This is a genomic window from Micromonospora sp. NPDC023888 (assembly GCF_040639415.1).
GTDB lineage: Bacteria > Actinomycetota > Actinomycetes > Mycobacteriales > Micromonosporaceae > Micromonospora.
Map to the genome: position 1 here is coordinate 56,990 of NZ_JBEZZW010000028.1, position 15,991 is coordinate 72,980.

At 72.0% G+C, this 15,991-nt stretch carries 16 protein-coding genes; 8 read left to right on the forward strand and 8 right to left on the reverse strand.

The features are described from left to right. Positions 1-16: 16 nt before the first annotated feature. Together AB0F61_RS23500 and AB0F61_RS23505 are read right to left on the reverse strand one after the other, a co-directional pair. Positions 17-439: a hypothetical protein gene (locus AB0F61_RS23500; RefSeq protein ID WP_357813142.1), complete on the reverse strand. Its 423-nt coding sequence runs from the start codon at positions 437-439 to the stop codon at positions 17-19. A 131-nt stretch (positions 440-570) separates the two neighbouring features. After that, positions 571-1,962 (reverse strand): cellulase family glycosylhydrolase, encoded by a 1,392-nt coding sequence (locus tag AB0F61_RS23505; RefSeq protein WP_357813144.1) that lies wholly within the window; start codon positions 1,960-1,962, stop codon positions 571-573. A gap of 376 nt (positions 1,963-2,338) precedes the next feature. Here AB0F61_RS23505 and AB0F61_RS23510 point away from each other — a divergent pair, with 376 nt between their 5' ends. From AB0F61_RS23510 to AB0F61_RS23520, 3 genes are read left to right on the forward strand one after another with little or no spacing between them, the layout of a single operon-like run. Then, entirely contained in the window at positions 2,339-3,301 is a 963-nt protein-coding gene (locus AB0F61_RS23510; protein ID WP_357813147.1) for a TIGR03557 family F420-dependent LLM class oxidoreductase, read from the forward strand. After that, positions 3,298-4,137: an alpha/beta hydrolase gene (locus AB0F61_RS23515; RefSeq protein ID WP_357813150.1), complete on the forward strand. Its 840-nt coding sequence runs from the start codon at positions 3,298-3,300 to the stop codon at positions 4,135-4,137. Before AB0F61_RS23510 ends, AB0F61_RS23515 begins: the two co-directional genes overlap by 4 nt. Then, positions 4,134-4,262, forward strand: coding sequence for a hypothetical protein (locus AB0F61_RS23520; protein ID WP_355029451.1), 129 nt, complete (start codon positions 4,134-4,136; stop codon positions 4,260-4,262). Before AB0F61_RS23515 ends, AB0F61_RS23520 begins: the two co-directional genes overlap by 4 nt. Before the next feature lie 58 nt (positions 4,263-4,320). Here the strand turns inward: AB0F61_RS23520 and AB0F61_RS23525 are convergent, their stop codons facing one another. The 6 genes from AB0F61_RS23525 to AB0F61_RS23550 form a co-directional block, all read right to left on the reverse strand. Further along, positions 4,321-5,142 carry an endonuclease/exonuclease/phosphatase family protein gene (locus AB0F61_RS23525; protein WP_357813152.1) on the reverse strand — a complete coding sequence of 274 codons (822 nt, stop codon included), beginning with the start codon at positions 5,140-5,142 and terminating at the stop codon, positions 4,321-4,323. A gap of 7 nt (positions 5,143-5,149) precedes the next feature. Beyond that, positions 5,150-6,640, reverse strand: a complete 1,491-nt coding sequence (locus AB0F61_RS23530; protein WP_357813155.1) for a phosphatase PAP2 family protein — start codon at positions 6,638-6,640, stop codon at positions 5,150-5,152. 142 nt (positions 6,641-6,782) lie between these two features. Continuing rightward, positions 6,783-7,784 (reverse strand): YihY/virulence factor BrkB family protein, encoded by a 1,002-nt coding sequence (locus AB0F61_RS23535; protein ID WP_357813157.1) that lies wholly within the window; start codon positions 7,782-7,784, stop codon positions 6,783-6,785. Then, positions 7,777-8,781 carry a diacylglycerol kinase family protein gene (locus AB0F61_RS23540; RefSeq protein ID WP_357813159.1) on the reverse strand — a complete coding sequence of 335 codons (1,005 nt, stop codon included), beginning with the start codon at positions 8,779-8,781 and terminating at the stop codon, positions 7,777-7,779. The genes AB0F61_RS23535 and AB0F61_RS23540 overlap by 8 nt, the downstream gene beginning before the upstream one ends. A 94-nt stretch (positions 8,782-8,875) precedes the next feature. Beyond that, a complete protein-coding gene (locus AB0F61_RS23545; RefSeq protein WP_357813163.1) occupies positions 8,876-9,454 on the reverse strand; it encodes a Clp protease N-terminal domain-containing protein in 579 nt (192 codons plus the stop codon). Continuing rightward, the gene (locus AB0F61_RS23550; RefSeq protein WP_088946910.1) at positions 9,454-9,690 is read right to left on the reverse strand and encodes an HTH domain-containing protein; all 237 of its coding nucleotides are present in this window, start codon (positions 9,688-9,690) and stop codon (positions 9,454-9,456) included. The genes AB0F61_RS23545 and AB0F61_RS23550 overlap by 1 nt, the downstream gene beginning before the upstream one ends. Before the next feature lie 149 nt (positions 9,691-9,839). Between AB0F61_RS23550 and AB0F61_RS23555 the strand changes: the two genes are divergently transcribed. The 5 genes from AB0F61_RS23555 (at position 9,840) to AB0F61_RS23575 (ending at position 15,984) form a co-directional block, all read left to right on the forward strand. After that, positions 9,840-10,700, forward strand: a complete 861-nt coding sequence (locus AB0F61_RS23555; RefSeq protein WP_357813166.1) for a universal stress protein — start codon at positions 9,840-9,842, stop codon at positions 10,698-10,700. A 68-nt stretch (positions 10,701-10,768) separates the two neighbouring features. Beyond that, positions 10,769-13,162 carry a phosphoketolase family protein gene (locus AB0F61_RS23560; RefSeq protein ID WP_357813168.1) on the forward strand — a complete coding sequence of 798 codons (2,394 nt, stop codon included), beginning with the start codon at positions 10,769-10,771 and terminating at the stop codon, positions 13,160-13,162. A 10-nt stretch (positions 13,163-13,172) separates the two neighbouring features. Continuing rightward, positions 13,173-14,018, forward strand: a complete 846-nt coding sequence (locus AB0F61_RS23565) for a universal stress protein (protein ID WP_357813170.1) — start codon at positions 13,173-13,175, stop codon at positions 14,016-14,018. A 314-nt stretch (positions 14,019-14,332) separates the two neighbouring features. Further along, the gene (locus AB0F61_RS23570) at positions 14,333-15,265 is read left to right on the forward strand and encodes an ABC transporter ATP-binding protein (RefSeq protein ID WP_357813172.1); all 933 of its coding nucleotides are present in this window, start codon (positions 14,333-14,335) and stop codon (positions 15,263-15,265) included. Then, positions 15,262-15,984, forward strand: a complete 723-nt coding sequence (locus AB0F61_RS23575; RefSeq protein WP_357813175.1) for an ABC transporter ATP-binding protein — start codon at positions 15,262-15,264, stop codon at positions 15,982-15,984. The genes AB0F61_RS23570 and AB0F61_RS23575 overlap by 4 nt, the downstream gene beginning before the upstream one ends. Positions 15,985-15,991 lie beyond the last annotated feature (7 nt).

The window sequence follows — 15,991 nt, forward strand, 5'->3', positions numbered from 1 at the left end:
GCCGGGCCGGCCCGCTTCAGCTCTTGTCCAACCAGAACCGATCGCCCGCAACCACCGTGAGGTCCGTCAGAAAGAGCCGGATCCGCCCATCCGACCTCGCCAGCGTCAGCGGCATGCCGTACCCGTCGGTCTCCACGACCACATCTTGACTGTGGTAGCGGTCCGGGGTCGACAGCCACCACTTGCCCGAGCCGCTGAAGGGCGTCGAGTAACGAGACGACTGGATGTTGAGGGGCAGATTCCGCGCGTCGAAGGTGTGGTCGGGATTGAGTGTCAGCGCGACACTGTCGCGACCACTCCAGTCGCCCACCACATCGGCCGCCATCGCCGCCGGTGGTGGCCGCAACAACAAGCTGGCCGTGGTGTAGACGCCGAAACCCATCAGCAGCACGGAGGTCATCCCAAGCGCCACCAGAACCAACGCAGTCCGCCGTTTCACGGGGTGAGCCTAACGATCGGACGGGTGGGCCACCGTCCCTCATGGACGTGCCGCGTCCCACAGCGGTCGCCGCAGCCGATTGGGGTGGCCGGGCCCGGACGGGCCCGGCCACCGCTGTCGGGCTTCGTTGATCAGCTCACCGTGCAACTCACCGGCGGTGTCGGGTTGCTGCCGGTCCAGCCGCCCAGGAACCCGAAGCTGACGCTGGCGCCGGCGGCCAACCTGCCGTTGTAGGCCAGGTTGCGCGCGGTCACCGCCGACCCGCTGCTGGTCAGTATGGCGTTCCAGGACTGGGTGACGCTCTGGCCGTTGGCGAAGGTCCAACGGATGGTCCATCCGGTGATCGCTGTGGTGCCCGCGGTCACTCGTACCTCACCCTGGAAGCCGCCCTGCCACTGGTTGGTCACCGTGTAGGTCGCCGTGCAGCCACCCGCGGGCGGCGGCGTGGTCGGCGGCGGCGTGGTGGGTGGCGGCGTCGTGGGTGGCGGGGTGGTGGGCGGGGGCGTCGTGGGCGGGGGCGTGGTCGGCGGGGGCGGGCCACCGAAGACGCTGGCCTCCCGGGCGGTCTGCCGGATGCCGTTGGCGCCGTTGAAGAGGCGTTGACCCCAGGTGGTCAGGCTGGCCGGGTTGAAGTTGGTGGCGAGGTCGAGATATTCCACCCCACCGCCGTTGCCACTCCACGACCAGCCCAACCAGCCGATCCCGTTGGCCTGGCTGTACGCGAGGATGGTGTCCTCGTCCGGGTCCCCGTCGGAGTGGTTGAAACCGAACTCGCCGACCACGATCGGCAGCCCTGCGGCACGGAACCGGCCCAGATAGTCGCTGATCTCCGCGGCGGTGTCGAAGACCCCGTACATGTGGATGGAGAAGACGGTGTTGCGGGCCGGGTCGGCGGCGAAGACCGAGGCGGCGTTGTCCCGCATGGTGAAGGACCAGTCCTGACCCCAGTTCGGCGCGTCCACCATGATCGTGTGGGTCAGCCCGCCGTTGCGTAGGCGTTTGATCGCGTTGGCGTTGTCGGTGGCCCAGGAGCCGTAGTTCTGGTTGCCGTACGGTTCGTTGCCGATGTTGACGATGACGTATCTCTCCTGGCCGACGAGAACGTCGGCGAGGCTGAGCCAGTAGTCGACGGCCCGGTCGAGGGTGACCGCCCCGCTCTGCTCGCCGTACCCGGTGGTGTCGTGGACCTCGAGCACGCAGATCAGCCGGTTGGCCTTGCAGGTCGAGATGACGTTGGCGACGTCGGCGTTGGTGTTGCGGGTCCACCGGTCCCCGCTGGAGAGCACCACCCGCACGGTGTTCGCGCCGAGCGCCTTGACGTCGGCGAAGGAGCTGGTCTGCTGCGGATACCAGGTGTGCGCGTGGTTGACGCCCCGCATGATGAATTCGGTGCCGTTGGCGTCGTACAACTTGCCACCCGCTACGGAGAAGCCAGCTGCGGCGTGCGCCGGCTGGCCGAACGCCAGCACGGCGACGAGCAACGCGAGCAGGGCGGCGCCGGTGGCGGTGAGTCGAGTCTTCATGGCCTTCCTCAGGGAGGACCCCCGGTGCCCGACAGGGGTGGGACGTGACAGGGGAAGGCGGCTGCAGCCCGGCAGCCGCGCCCGACTCCCGGCGCGCACGCATCAGCGTAGGGCGATGGATTGGCCCCCGCAACCGGTTCAGTTGGCCGGCCCGGAGGCCGGACAGCCGCAACGGCCCACGCGAACGCGGGCCGTCACGGGGCGGTCATCCCCACCACAGGATGTGCGCCACCTCCGGCTCTTAACCGGTTAAGACCGACGGTAGGCAGGTCACCGTCATCCGTCAAGCACTGCCATCCCGGAACCGGACGGGAGGGTTGACCGCGGCCGACCGGGGTATCCCGGGAACGATCAGTCGGTGAGAGGGGATACCAGGATGGTCAGCGTCGGTTACACCCTGATGGGCGAACAGGCCGGTCCCAAGCAGTTGGTCGACCACGCGGTCCGGGCCGAGGCGGCCGGCTTCGACCAACTGGTGATGTCCGACCACTACTACCCGTGGCTGGACTCCCAGGGCCACTCCCCGTACGCCTGGTCGGTGCTCGGCGCGGTCGCCCACGCCACCTCCCGCGCCCAACTGATGTCGTTCGTGACCTGCCCGATCCGCCGCTACCACCCGGCCGTGGTCGCGCAGAAGGCCAGCACGATCGGGGCGCTCTCGGACGGCCGGTTCACCCTCGGTCTGGGCGCCGGGGAGAACCTGAACGAACACGTGGTCGGTGGCTGGCCGCACGTGCAGCAGCGGCACGAGATGTTCGAGGAGGCGTTGCAGATCATCCGGCCGTTGCTCAACGGGGAGACGCTCACCTTCTCCGGCAACCACTTCGACGTGCCCGACGCCTACGTCTGGGACCGCCCGGAACGGCCGGTGCCGATGGCAGTCGCCGCGTCCGGTCGGCAGTCCGCGACCTTGGCCGCCGAGTACGGCAACGGCATCATCTCCACCGAACCCGACCGGCACATCATCGAGATGTACGACGACGCCGGCGGCGCCGGCCAGCCCCGGTACGGGCAGGTCGCCATCTGCTACGGCCCCGACGAGGCGGAGTGCCGCAAGATCGTGCACGACCAGTTCCGCTGGTTCGGGATGGGTTGGAAGGTCAACGCCGACCTGCCCGGCCCGGAGTCCTTCGCCGCCGCCACCCAGTTCGTCCGGGAGGAGGACGTCGCCGAGGGCGTCCCCTGCGGCCCGGACGTGGACAGGCACGTCGAGGCGTTCCGCAAGTTCGTCGACGCGGGCTTCACCCACGTGGCGATCATCCAGGTCGGTGGGGAGACCCAGCCGATGTTCCTGGACTGGGCGCAGGAGCAGCTACTGCCCCGGCTGCGGGCGTTGTGAAGCCGACGCCCAGCGGCCACTTCGGCCCGACCGAGCTACGACTCGCCATGGCCGCGCCCCGGCCGGCCGCCGGGTTGACAAGCGATTGGCGGCTCGTCGACGGGCTACGCACCCACACCCGGCGCAGCACGACCCCGGGGACCGGGACGCCACCCGTGGTGCTGGTGCACGGCCTGGCCGTCTCACACCGCTACCTCACCCCGCTGGCCGTCGCGCTCGCCACCACCCATCCGGTGTACGTGCCGGACCTGCCCGGCTTCGGGCTGACCGAACACCCCGACGGCGCGTACGACGTCCAGCGGCACGCCGCGCACCTGGCCGCCTGGCTGGCCGAGTACCGGCTGCCGCCGGTCTGCCTGCTCGGGCACTCGTTCGGCGCGGAGGTGGCCGCCGCGCTCGCCGCGAACCACCCGGACGCGGTACGCGCCCTGGTGTTGGCCGGGCCGACAAGTGACCCGTCGGCCCGGTCCCGTACGGCGCAGTTCGGCAGGTGGCTGGTGGACTGCCTGCGCGAAGCGCCGTTGCAGGCACCGATCCTGGTCCGCGACGTCTGGAACGCCCGGCCCTGGCGGGTCTACGCGACGGTGTCGCACTCGGTGCGCAACCCGGTCGAGGGCGACCTCGTCCGCGTCACCGCGCCAACCCTCGTCGTGACCGGTGATCGTGACCCGGTCGTACCGGCACCCTGGCGCGACGAGGTGACCCGGCTCGTGCCGGACGCGCGCCTGGTGGTCGTGCCCGGTGCCGCACACAACGTGGTCACGACCGCCCCGACGGAGGTGGCGGACGCGTGCCGCCGCCTGCTCGCCCCGCATCCGGCACTCTCGGACAGGTGACCCTCATGCGCTTCGGCAACACGGAGATCCGCCCGCTCGGCGGTGGCCTCGGCTGCCTCCTGATGATCCTCTTCTCGATCCTCGCGTCGGTGGTGCTCACCGTCCTGCTCAACCTGGTGCTCTGAGGCGTCCCGTCGGCGGCGCCGGCCCCGGACGCCGAGCACCTCGGGCCAGCGCCACGCCTCAGGCGTCGGTTGCCTTCGGGCCCAGGTCGAGTGTGGTGAGCAGCGGGTAGTGGTCCGAGGCGCGGTCCGCCGTTGCGCCCCGGACCACCCGGCACTCCCGCGTCCGCTGCGCCACCGCGCGGGTGCCGAGCAGGTAGTCCAGGCGCATTCCGGCGAACTCGGCCCCGCCGAAGCGGGTGGGCACCGTGTGGCCGTCGGCCTCCGGTGCCCCGACGTTGCGCGACGGCCAGAGGTCGACCAGGTCGGCGGCGAGCAGCCGGGCGATCGCCCGGGTGTCCACGGCCCCACCGAAGCGGCGCAGATGCCGCCGCCGGTAGAGGGCCGGCATCCCGGCCAGCCGCTCGGTGTGGTCGACGCTCGGGTCGAGCGAGTTGAGGTCACCTGTGACAACTGTCAACGGCCCCCGGGCCCGTCGCACCGCCCGGACCAGCCAGTCGGCCTCCATCCGCCGCCGTCCACCGGAGTACGGGTAGAGGTGCGTACCGAGCACGGTGAGCGGGCCGGCGGCGGTCGCCACCACGACACGGACGGCGGCGTGGTGGAACGGCCGGCGCAGCGTCCCCGCGTCGACGACCTGGTAGGGCGGCCGGACCAGCACCGCCACCGGCTGCCCCAGACAGGACCGGGCCAGGTACGGCGTCATCCCCACCCGACCCGCCACGGCGGCCATCAGCCCGTCGCGGTCGAAGCCGCGCAGCTCCTGGAGGGCCAGCACGTCCGGTGCCTGCTCGTCGATGACCCGGACCACCTGATCCAGCCGGTCGGCGCCGCCGCGATCCCGACCGCCGGTGCGGATGTTCCAGGTCATCAACCGCAGCACGTGGCCCTCAGTCGGCTCGGCCGGCGCGCGCCAGCTCGTCGTCGAGGGTGTCCACGTCCTCCGACTCGATGGCCGGTTGGTTGCCTTCCTTCAGGTCCGCGTTCGGGCGGACGACGAGGTAGAGCAGCCCGATCCAGAGCGCGGAGAGCAGGATCGCGCCCATGAAGTCGGTCGGGTGGTGCATGCCCCGGTACATCCGGGAGGTGGCGACACCGGCCGGCATGATCACGGCCAGCGCCACGAAGATCCAACGCCACCACCTGTCGGTACGCGGGAACACGATGACAGTGATGGCCAGCCAGACGCAGATGGTGGCCGCGATGTGCCCCGACGGGAACGACGAGGTGGGCATCTGCCCGTCGAGGTTCTCCACGGCCGGGCGCGGTCGGTCGACGGCGCGGGCCGAGGCGAGGAACAGGGTCAGCTCCCCCACCATCGCCAGCGCCAGGAACAGCACCGGACGCCAGCGCCGCCACACCGCCAGCACCAGTGGGCAGAACACCAGCGAGATGATCAGGATCGCGTGGGTGTCACCGAACTTGCTCCACCACCAGCTCACGTCGGTCAACACGTCGGTGTGCCGCTCGGCGAACCACCGCGGCACGTCGGTGTCGAGGGTGTCGAAGACGGTGCCCTTGGCGTGGTAGCTGACGTACGTGCCGAAGCCGTACAGCGCGCCGAACACGAGCACCCAGCCCACCAGCAACTCGGCCACCGCCGAGCGGGGGTGGGCCAGCACGTGCTCCTCGGCCGGGGCGGCGGCGATGTCGTGCCCGGCCTCCGGCTCCAGGCCCTCGGTCAGCGGCGGCACCGGCCGCCCGCGCTCGCGCCGCCACAGCCGGAACGCGTACGCGGTGACGCCCAGCCAGGCCGCGCCGAGCAGCCAGCCGGCCAGCACGTCGGAGATGAAGTGCACGCCCAGCGCGATCCGGGTCAGACCGATCACCGCCACCAGCACGCTGACACCGACGATCGCCGGCTTGCGCCAGCGGGGCGCCATGGCCGGCAGGAACACCAGCAGCAGAGCCCCGTACGCGACGAACGAGCCCAGCGCGTGCCCGCTCGGGAAGCTGTTGCCCGGCGCGCTGGCGATCGGCACGTCCACCACCGGACGGAGCCGACCGACAAGCGTCTTCAGCGACGGGTCGAGGATCAGGCCACCGACCCCGGTGATGATCAGGTAGACGGCCAGCCGTGGTTGTCTCCGAATCAGCAGCCCGACCACGGCGACGCTCACCAACCAGATGAGGATCGGTCGGCCGCCCAGGTCGGTCACCGCCTGCAGAACGGTGACCAGGGCGTGGTGCGGGGCGACGAGCCCGTTGAACCACTCGGCGACGGCGTGGTCGCCGTCCTGCAACGGGCTCCACCGCACCCGGACGAGCAGCAACAGCAGCCCGAAGGCCACCCCGGCGCCGGTGACGGCCGCCAGACCCGCGACGCTCCGCTCGGCGAAGTGACCGATCGGACGTCGCGCCATCTCCTTGACCGCGGTCACTCCGCACCTCCCTTTTCATCTCTGGCGAGGCGCTTTACCCGATCCGCGTCCGTCGTACACGCCGGGTGCCGCCAGGGCCTGTGTCAAAGCCCCTGGCCGGCCTGCGGCGGGCCCAGCTCGACCGAGGACTTTGACACAGGCCCTACAGCGCCGTCATGTCCCCGGTGTCGAGCAGCTCGGCACGGTCGGTGTCGGGCTCCCAGAGGTCTGGTTGGGCCGGCTCCCGTACCCCGATGCGCAGCGCCTCCAGTTGGGCGGCGAAGGCCAGCCCGCCGAAGAGCGCCATCCCGGTCAGGTTGGCCCAGAGCAGCAGCGCCATCATGCCGGTCAACGCGCCGTAGGTCTGCCCGAAGCCGTCGCTGAACCGCACGTACGCGGCGAGCAGCAGGCTGGCCAGCCACCACAGGGCCGTGGCGATGCCGGCGCCGAAGAACAGCCAGGACAGGCCGGGCTGGTTGCGTCGGGGCGCCTGCCGGAACAGCACGGCGACGGCCAGGACGGTCAGGCCGAGGCTCAGGGGGAAGCGGACCACGTCCCAGATGCCGTTGGCGAACGCACCCCACTCGTAGTGCCTGCGCACCGAGTCGCCCATCGCGCCGCCGCCGACCAGGATCAGGAACCCGGCGAGCGCGGGCAGGCCGGCGGTGACGGCCAGCACCGCGGCGCGGAGGTACTTGCGCAACGCGGGGCGGTCCCGTTCGACCCCGTAGATCCGGTTCGCGCCCCGTTCGATCTGGGCCATGGTGGTGGTCAGCGCGAACAGGCCGGTGAGCAGGCCGAGGGTGAGTGCCAGTTCTCCCGCGTCCTCGACGCGTTCCCCCTCGCCCAGCAGCTCGGCGACCATCTGGGCGCTCTGGCCCGGGGTGAGCGCCAGGACGGTGTCGGCCACCACCTGACCGCCCTCCTCGACGCCCAGTTCGCTGATCAGGCCGGTGAGGGCGATCAGGAACGGCACCACGGCGAGGCAGAGTTGCAGCGCGAACGCCCGTGAGTGGCTGAACCCGTCGCCGTAGCGGAACCGGATGAAGGCGTCCCGCAGCAGGGGCCAGCCGCCCTGCCGGCGCAGCGTGTGCCAGGCGTCGTCGGCGGACAGCTCCTCGTCGGCCATCAGCCGGGTCTCCGGCACGATCCGGGTGCTACTCACGGCGCGCGTCCTCGATGAGCTGCTCGCCCCGCTCTCCGGCGCCCTGCGCGTCGACAGCCAGGTCGGGGACATCCTCGGGTTGGGGGACGCAGAGCCACAGCGCCTCGGTCCGGATGTCGGCCCGCAACTGTCGGCCCGGGGCGATGAGGTCGCCGTCCAGTTCCCGGGGCTGGGCCCGGTTGCTGGTGACCACCACGCGCCGGCCCCGGAACACCTCCATCTGCGGCACCTGGCCGCTGCGGCGGATCACCGCCCAGCCGAGCGCGAGCCAGTGCCGCAGGTTGCGTGGGGTGAGTACGGCGACGTCGAGCCAGCCGTCGTCCGGCTCGGCCTCGGTGAGCAGGGTCACCCCGCCCTGGAGCCGGCCGACGTTGGCGATCAGGACCGAGCGGGCCCGGCGGCGCACCGGCGGGCGGTCGTCGATGCGGATCTGCACCCGCATCGGCCGGTCCCGCAGGTGCCGGGCGGCACCCACGACGTACGCCGGCCAGCCGATGCGGGCCTTGGTGGTCTCGGAGGTGGCGGCGAGCATCTGGGCGTCGAAGCCCATGCCGGCCATCACGGTGAAGTACTTGTCCTCGACGGCGCCGACGTCGAGCAGTCGTCGGCCCCGCTCGATGGCGACCTGCAACCCGGCGGCCAGGTCGGTGGAGAGACCGAGGTTGGCGGCGAGCAGGTTGCCGGTGCCCTGCGGCAGCACGGCGAGGGCCACGTCGGTGCCGACGAGCGCGCTGACACAGGACATCACGGTGCCGTCGCCACCGCAGGCGAAGACCAGGTCGACACCGGCCTTGACGGCCTGCTCGGCCTGACCGCGGCCCGGGTCGTCGACAGTGGTTTCGTACCACTGCGGCTCCGGCCAGCCGGCCGCGTTGAGCGCGTCGTTCACGGTCCGGCGCAACTCGTCGAGATCGTCGACCTTCACCGGGTTGACCACCACGGCGGAGCGCAACCCGCCGTCGCCACCCGAGGGCCGCCTGTCCTGTCCAGCATCCACGGGCGCCAGTGTGCAGCACGGGGGCACCTTCAGCGACCCAGCGGGGGGCTCGCGTCGAAAGTGCCACAGACACGTTTCAACGCGAGCGCACCCGTCAGGCCGCCGCCCGTAGCGCGCTCTCCACCCGCCGGCGCAGATCGTCGAGGTCGATGCCGGACTCGGTGAGCACAAGCGCGCCCAGCCCGTGCCCCTCCCGGAGCACCCCGAGCAGGATGTGCTCGGTGCCGATGTGCTTGTGGCGCAGGCGCAGCGCCTCGCGCAGGGACAACTCAAGCGCTTTCTTGGACCGGGGCGAGAACGGCCCGCCGAGGTAGCGCTTGCGCCCCCACCTGCGGCGCGGCGCCGGTACGGCCTCGCGCAGCGCGTCCGGGCCGAAGGACTGCTCAATGCGGGCCACGATCGCGGCCAGGTCGATGCCGATCTCCCGCAGGGCCGCCGCGTCCGCGTCGCCGAGGCCGGCGCCGCCGCTGACGGTGTGGCGGCGGACGCGCTCGCGCAGGTCGTCGGCGCGCACGCCGGCGTCGGCGAGCACCCGGCTGGCCAGGCCGGCGTCGTCGGCGAGCAGGGCGAGCAGCAGGTGCTCGGTGCCGACCGGCCGCTGGCCCTCGGCCCGCGCCTCCTCCAGCGCCCGGCGCACCACGTCGCGCGCCCGGTCGGTGAACCGTTCGAACATCACGCCTCCCAGGATGGGTTGACCGCCGGTCGCCCGGCGTGCTTCTTGTGCACCGCCTGCCGGCTGACCTCGAGCGCGTCGGCGATCTCCTGCCAGGACCAGCCCTGTCGACGGGCGTTGTCCACCTGGACCACCTCAAGCCTCTCGAGCAGCCGGCGCAGCGCGCGGACAGCGCGCAGCCCGACCCGGGGGTCGGTGCTGCCGGCTGCCGCCGCGAGTTCTGTCGCCTGACTCATGTCGTCAACATACGTTGACAACGCCAGTGCCGTCAACCCCGGTTGACGAGCCGGTGGTGCCCGAACCCGCCCGCCGCCGTGTCCACCCGACTACCCTCGGTCAGGGACAGCGTGGTCGTGCCGGGCGCGACGCCCGGGAGGTGATATCGATGGCCGTACCCGCCGACGCAGCGGTGCTGGTCGGCCTCGGCTCGGAACTCGACCTTCCGGTCGTCGAACAGGCCGCGCAGGAAGCCGCCGGACACGGCCGCCCACTGCACCTGCTGCACACCTTCGACTGGCACGCGGCCTTCGCCGCGGACAGCGTCGCCGCACCCCGCGACCGGGCCGAAGAGCTGCTCACCCGGGCCGCCCAACTCGCCCACCAGGCCGAACCCGGACTGACCGTGGGCAGCGAGATCGTCGAGAGCGCGATGCTGGCCACCCTCATCCGCCGGTCGGAGACAGCCTTCCTGCTGGCGGTCGGCGACAGCGGGATGGCCGGCAGCGGCCAGTGCGTACCGGCCGAGACGTCCGCCGTGCAGTTGGCCGCACGGGCCGGTTGCCCACTGCTCGTGGTCCGCCGCGAACCGCCACCGCAGGGCCCGGTGCTGGTCGGCGTGGACGGCTCGCCCAGCTCACACCTCGCGCTGCAATGGGCCGTGGAATGCGCCGCCCGCCGGGACGCCCGGCTGCTCGCGCTGCGGGTGGTGGAGCAGGACGAGGACACCGACGCCGTCGCCGAGCAGCTCAGCGAGGCGGTGGCCCGGCATGCCGGCCGCAACGGCTCGGTGCCCATCGAGTGCCGTGTCGTACGCGGCGAGCCCGGTCAGGTCCTGATCGACACATCCCGCGCGTCGCAGGTGGCGCTTGTCGCCGCCCGCGGCGACGAACCGGGACGAGCGATGCTGGGCGCCGTCGCGCAATCCCTGCTCTACCACTCCCCCGCGCCGGTGATCGTCGTCCGTGGGTTGACCGAGGCGCCGCTGACCGGTCCGGACGCACGGCCGGCCCGGGACCGACGGCCCTGACCCGGGGGCGTCCACGGCGGCGAAGCTGGACGCCGGACGCCCCACTCCTACCCGCGAGAGGCAGCCTGATGGACACCGCTCTCGACGTGCAACGCGCCCTCACCGACGACGAGCTGCGCCGGCTGGACGCCTACTGGCGCGCCGCGAACTACCTCACCGTCGGCCAGATCTACCTGCTGGGCAACCCGCTCCTGCGGGAGCCGCTGACCCCCGACGACATCAAGCCGCGGCTGCTCGGGCACTGGGGCACCAGCCCCGGGCTCAACCTCATCTACGCCCATCTCAACCGGGTGATCGTGGCGCGTGACCTCAACGCCATGCTGGTCACCGGCCCCGGGCACGGCGGCCCGGCCATCGTGGCCAACACCTGGCTGGAGGGCACCTGGTCGGAGCGCTACCACGACGTGGCGCGCGACGAGGCCGGCATGTCCAAGCTGTTCCGCCAGTTCTCCTTCCCCGGCGGCATCCCCAGCCACGTCGCGGCGGACGTGCCGGGCTCCATCCACGAGGGCGGCGAGCTGGGGTACGCGCTGAGCCACGCCTACGGCGCGGCCTTCGACCACCCGGACCTGGTGGTGGCGTGTGTGGTCGGCGACGGCGAGGCGGAGACCGGGCCACTGGCCGGGAGCTGGCTCTCCGACGTGTTCCTCAACCCGGCGCGCGACGGCGCGGTGCTGCCCATCCTGCACCTCAACGGCTACAAGATCGCCAACCCGACCGTGCTGGCCCGGATCCCCGAGGCCGACCTGCTCGACCTGATGCGCGGGTCGGGCTACCAGCCGTACGTGGTGGCCGGCGACGACCCGGCCGTGGTGCACCGCACGCTCGCCGCGACGATGGACCGCGCGCTTGACGAGATCGCCGAGATCCAGCGGCGGGCCCGCTCCGGTGGGGTCGTCGACCGTCCCCGCTGGCCGATGATCATCCTGCGGACCCCGAAGGGGTGGACCGGCCCCAACGAGGTGGACGGCCTCCAGGTGGAGGGCACGTACCGCGCCCACCAGGTGCCACTGTCGGGGGTACGCGACAACCCGGCCCACCTGGCCGAGTTGGAGCGGTGGCTGCGCAGCTATCAGCCCGAGGAGCTGTTCGACGCCACCGGCGCGCCGGTGGACGAGCTGCGGACGCTGCCGCCGCGCGGGGACCGGCGGATGAGCGCCAACCCGGTCACCAACGGTGGCGTGGTGTTGCGCGACCTGGCCCTGCCCGACTTCCGCGACTACGGAGTGGACGTCCCCGAACCGGGCCAGCCGATGGCCGGTGCGACAGGGGTGCTCGGCCCGTGGATCCGCGACGTCATCAGCGCCAACCCGGAGACGTTCCGACTGTTCGGCCCGGACGAGGTCGCCTCCAACCGGCTGGGCGCGGCGTTCGAGGTGACCGGCCGGGCGTGGGTCGCCGCCACCGTTGCGGGCGACGACCACCTCTCCCCCGACGGCCGGGTCATGGAGGTGCTCTCCGAGCACCTGTGCCAGGGCTGGCTGGAGGGCTACCTGCTGACCGGCCGGCACGGCATCTTCACCAGCTACGAGGCGTTCATCCACATCGTCGACTCCATGCTCAACCAGCACGCCAAGTGGCTCAAGGTGACCCGGGCCATCCCCTGGCGGCAGCCGATCGCCTCGTTGAACTACCTGCTCTCCAGCCACGTCTGGCGGCAGGACCACAACGGCTTCTCCCACCAGGACCCCGGCTTCATCGACCACGTGGTCAACAAGAAGGCCGAGGTGGTGCGGGTCTACCTGCCGCCGGACGCCAACACCCTGCTCGCCACGATGGACCACTGCCTGCGCAGCCGGCACTACATAAACGTGGTGGTGGCCGGCAAGCAACCCGCGCCGAACTGGCTGACGATGACCGAGGCGATCCAGCACACCCGACGCGGCCTGGGGATCTGGGAGTGGGCCAGCAACGACGGGGGCATCGAACCGGACGTGGTGCTGGCCTGTTGCGGGGACGTACCCACCCTGGAGACGTTGGCCGCCGTCGAGCTGCTCCGCCAGCACCTCCCGGACCTGCGGGTGAGACTCGTGAACGTGGTCGACCTGATGCGACTCCAGACGGACACCGAGCACCCGCACGGGCTGACCGACAACGAGTTCGACACCATCTTCACCGAGGACCGGCCGATCATCTTCGCGTACCACGGTTATCCCTGGTTGATCCACCGGCTGACGTACCGCCGCAACAACCACGACAACCTGCACGTACGCGGCTACAAGGAGGAGGGCACCACCACCACCCCGTTCGACATGGTGATGCTCAACGACCTGGACCGATTCCACCTGGTCATCGACGTCATCGACCGGGTACCCGGGCTGGGCGCCCGCGCCGCGCACCTGCGCCAACGGATGGTCGACGCCCGGCAGGCCGCCCGCGACTACACCCGCCGGTACGGCGAGGACGACCCCGAGGTCGCCGAGTGGCGCTGGGTCCGCGAGACCGACCCGACGAACCCCTGAGGAGGACGACGTGCGCGACGCGGAGATCCTGGTCGGCTACGACGGCTCCACCGACGCCTCGATGGCGGTGCAGTGGGCGCTGGAGGAGGCTCGGCACAGCGGCCAACCGGTGCGGCTCGCGTACGTCTTCGAGTGGCTGACCGTGGCCGGCTGGGTCGGCCCGGGTGTGGCGCCCGGGGTCTGGCCGGACGAGACCGCCCGCCGGCAGGTCGAGGACCTGGTCCGCAAGGCCACAGCGGACGCCGCCGCCACCCACCCCGGGCTGACGATCACCGGCGAGGTGTACGACGGACCACCTGCCCTGGTGTTGCAGGAACGTTCGGCCAAGGCCGGCATGCTGGTGCTCGGCAGCCGGGGCCACGGCGGATTCGGTGGCCTGCTGGCCGGGTCCACCGCCGTGTCGGTGGCCGCCCACGCACACTGCCCGGTCGTGGTGGTCCGCGACGGGACGGCAGGTGGGCCGGACGACCCGGTGGCGGTCGGGGTGGACGGTTCGGAGCCGTCGCTTGTGGCGCTCGGCTTCGCCGCGGAACGGGCGGCGCGGCGGCAGGTGCCGTTGCGTGTGCTGCACGCCTGGACTCCGGGCCCCGGTGGGGCGGCCGGGGTGCCCGACGAGCGGGCCGCGGTGGAGCAGTCGCTGGAGCCGTGGCGGCGAACCTTTCCCGAGCTGAGCATGACCGTCGACGTGATCCCGGGCAGCCCGGCGGCGATGCTGATCGAGGCGAGCCGGTCCGCGCAGTCGGTGGTGGTCGGCAGCCGGGGCCGGGGTGGGCTGGCGGGGATGCTGCTCGGCTCGGTCAGCCAGCAGGTGATCCAGCACGCCGGCTGTCCGGTCGCGGTGGTCCGGGAACGCTGACCGCCCGGCGGTCGCCGGCTGCCGACGGCTCGGGTGAGCTGCGGCACCGCCCTGCACCACGCCCGGCTGGCGCTGCGGATCGGGTACGGCCAGCCGGGCCGACCGACCCCCCGACGGGTGGGCAGACCTCGTCGAAACGCAGAAAAGCCGCCCAGGGCATGGTCAACGAGGCCGCCGATTGCGAAACTGCTTCAATCTGCGTGAGCACGGCCAATCGAGGCTCGTGACGTATGTGGCGGCCATGCGTGCCGTCCCGGTGACACCACGTGCCCGAGGCTGGCTCGACGTCGGCTGCAACCCGGACGGAGAAGGCAATGCCCAGCACACCGCTGTCCCTGGCGCAGCCGTCCGCGCGGGCGGCCGAGTTCGGCCGGGACGCGCTCATCGTCTGCGAGAACCTGGTGCGGATCTACCAGACCGGCTCGATCGAGGTGCAGGCGCTGCAGGGGCTGGACCTGGCCGTGGAGAGCGGTGAGCTGGTCGCCGTGGTTGGCGCCTCCGGGTCGGGCAAGTCGACGCTGCTGTCCATCCTGGCCGGCATCGACGCCCCCACCGCCGGGCGGGTCCGGGTCGACCGCTGGAATCTGCTGGCGATGTCCCGCGCGGACCGGGTGGACTACCGGCGGCGCACCGTGGGGTTCGTCCGGCAGCAGACAGCGAGCAACCTGATCCCCTACCTGACCGCACGGGAGATGGTGGACCTGCCGATGACGGCGGCCCGTACCGCGAAGCAGGAGCGCCGGGAGCGCGCGGCCGAGCTGCTGGACAGCCTCGGTGTCGCCGACTGCGCCGACCGACGCCCCGGGCAACTCTCCGGAGGGCAGCAGATGCGGGTCGCGATCGCCGTGGCGCTTGCCAACCAGCCGCGGGTCCTGCTCGCCGACGAGCCGACCGGCGAGCTGGACGCCGCCACGTCCGCGGAGGTCTTCGGCGTGCTGCGGGACGTCAACCGGCGCTACGGCGTCACCGTTGTCGTGGTGACCCACGACCCGGAGGTCAGCGGTCAGGTCGAACGGACCGTCGCCATCCGGGACGGGCGCACCAGCAGCGAGGTGCTGCGCCGCACCACCACCGACGCGGCGGGTGACACCCACCTGATCGCCGAGGAGTACGCCGTGATGGACCGGGCCGGGCGGGTCCAGGTGCCCCGCGAGTTCCGCCAGGCGCTGGCGCTGACCCGACGGGTCCGGCTGGCCCTGGAAGCCGACCACATCACGATCCGCCCCGACTCGGGAAGCGGCGAATGAGCGGCGAGCCGCTGCTTCGCGTGCGCGGCGTACACCGGCGCTTCCGCACCGGGCCGACCGTCGTCCATGCCCTGCGCGGCGTGTCGTTCGACGTGGCCGCCGGTTCCATGGTGGCGCTCGTCGGCCGGTCCGGCTCGGGCAAGACCACCCTACTCAACGTCATCGGCGGCCTGGACCGCCCGGACGCCGGCACCGTGCACGTCGACGGCACCGACGTCACCGCGCTCGACGAGGACGGCCTGTCCCGGCTGCGGCGCGAGAAGGTGTCGTACGTCTTCCAGAGCTTCGGGTTGATCCCGGTGCTGTCGGCCGCGGAAAATGTCGCCGCCCCGCTGCGGCTGGCCCGCGTCGCCCCGGCCGAGCGTGAGCGGCGGGTCGAGTTGCTGCTGGAGCTGATCGGCCTGGCCGACCACGCCCGGCAGCGGCCGGCCGAGCTGTCCGGCGGCCAGCAGCAGCGGGTGGCGATCGCCCGCGCGCTGGCCGCCTCGCCCCAGCTTCTGCTCGCCGACGAGCCCACCGGGCAACTGGACGCCGAGACCGGCCTGTCGGTGATGGCACTGCTGCGCGGGATAGTGGAATCCGAAGGCGTCACCGTTGTGGTGTCGACGCACGACGCGGTGATGATGGCCCTGGCCGACCGGGTGATCCGCATCCACGACGGGCACCTCGACGAACAGGCGGCCGGGCAGCCGGGCGAGCCCGTGCCGGACGCCAGGTGACGCGACG

What these genes read in the sequence shown, in the direction of transcription:
- AB0F61_RS23505 (WP_357813144.1), bottom strand. Translation starts at nt 1,962, where the DNA reads ATGAAGACTCGACTCACCGCCACCGGCGCCGCCCTGCTCGCGTTGCTC.
- AB0F61_RS23510 (WP_357813147.1), top strand. Translation starts at nt 2,339, where the DNA reads ATGGTCAGCGTCGGTTACACCCTGATGGGCGAACAGGCCGGTCCCAAG.
- AB0F61_RS23545 (WP_357813163.1), bottom strand. Translation starts at nt 9,454, where the DNA reads ATGTTCGAACGGTTCACCGACCGGGCGCGCGACGTGGTGCGCCGGGCG.
- AB0F61_RS23550 (WP_088946910.1), bottom strand. Translation starts at nt 9,690, where the DNA reads ATGAGTCAGGCGACAGAACTCGCGGCGGCAGCCGGCAGCACCGACCCC.
- AB0F61_RS23555 (WP_357813166.1), top strand. Translation starts at nt 9,840, where the DNA reads ATGGCCGTACCCGCCGACGCAGCGGTGCTGGTCGGCCTCGGCTCGGAA.
- AB0F61_RS23560 (WP_357813168.1), top strand. Translation starts at nt 10,769, where the DNA reads ATGGACACCGCTCTCGACGTGCAACGCGCCCTCACCGACGACGAGCTG.
- AB0F61_RS23570 (WP_357813172.1), top strand. Translation starts at nt 14,333, where the DNA reads ATGCCCAGCACACCGCTGTCCCTGGCGCAGCCGTCCGCGCGGGCGGCC.
- AB0F61_RS23575 (WP_357813175.1), top strand. Translation starts at nt 15,262, where the DNA reads ATGAGCGGCGAGCCGCTGCTTCGCGTGCGCGGCGTACACCGGCGCTTC.